Raw genomic sequence first — 1282 nt, forward strand, 5'->3', positions numbered from 1 at the left:
GGGCTTGTAGGGGGAGGTATTTCGTCTGGTTTATGGGAGAGGGGTATGGAACGGGGCATGGAACCGGTTTATAGCGAACGGCTTACCACAGCTAATCGCTTTTGGACCGAGAAGAGCCATGCCCCGCCCCGACCCACTTTACCGCTGGGCCGACCGCGTCGCGAGTCGGTTCCCCACGTTGTCGCGGTGCCAGGCTCGGGTCCTGGCCTGGTACAGCTTCGGCATGGTGGCGGCCCGTTCCGGCGGGTTGGATCGGGTGTCGGTTCATTTGGCGGCCTTGTCGGGAGTCGCGGTCGGCACGGTGCGGCAGCGGCTTCGCGAGTTTTATCGGCCGGCCCACTCGAAGCGGGGCCGGCGGCGTCGCGAGTTGACGCCGGAGGTTTGCTTCGGACCGTTGCTGGCCTGGGTCCTCTCGGGTTGGGGCGACGGTCCCCTGGCCCTGGCGATCGACCCGACCTCGCTGGGCGACCGGTTGACGGTGCTCTGCGTCTCGGCCGTCTATCGCGGCTGCGCCGTGCCGGTCGCCTGGGCGGTCCTGCCGGCCAACCAGCCGGGGGCCTGGAACCCGCACTGGATCCGGCTGCTGGGCCTGCTCCGCGAGCAGGTCGGGCCGGATCGCCGGGTGTTCGTGCTGTCGGACCGGGGGATCGAATCGTCGGAATTGTTCCGGGCGATCGTGGCCTTGGGTTGGAGCCCGCTGATGCGAGCCAAGGCCCGCGGCTGCTTCCGTCCCGAGGGCGGCGACTGGACGCCGATGCCCGAGTTGGCCCCTCGCCACGGCGCCCGATTCCGAGCCCGCGGCCAGGCGTTCAAGGAGAAGTCGGCGCGGCTGGACTGCACCCTGCTGGCGCGATGGGACGCGGGCCACGCCGACCCCTGGCTGATCCTCACCGACCTGCCTCCCGACGAAGCCGACGCCGCCTGGTACTCGCTGCGGACCTGGATCGAATGCTCGTTCAAGAAGATCAAGAGCGACGGTTGGCAATGGCAGAAGACCCGCATGACCGACCCGCAACGAGCCGCCCGCCTCTGGGCGGCGATGGCGTTGGCGACCCTCTGGACGCTGGAACTCGGCGGCCAGATCGACGCGGCCCGACGCCCCGAGTCACCCTCGCCCGCCGGACCCAAGCCCCGACGATGGTCGACCTTCCTGCTGGGCGGAGCCGCCATCCTGGCGGCCTGGATCACCGGGGCCGACCCCTCCGGCCGCTTCCACCCCCAACCCTGGCCCGCACCCGAACGCGACGCCGCACCACCCCACGAAGCATTAATGAAAATCGAT

At 69.5% G+C, this 1282-nt stretch carries 1 protein-coding gene; it reads left to right on the forward strand.

Going from position 1 to position 1282, the window contains the following annotated elements:
- Positions 1 to 118: 118 nt before the first annotated feature.
- The coding region (locus tag G5C50_RS32085) for a transposase (protein ID WP_165076170.1) at positions 119 to 1282 on the forward strand (1164 nt) is incomplete at its 3' end.

The organism is Paludisphaera rhizosphaerae, assembly GCF_011065895.1.
Lineage (GTDB): Bacteria > Planctomycetota > Planctomycetia > Isosphaerales > Isosphaeraceae > Paludisphaera > Paludisphaera rhizosphaerae.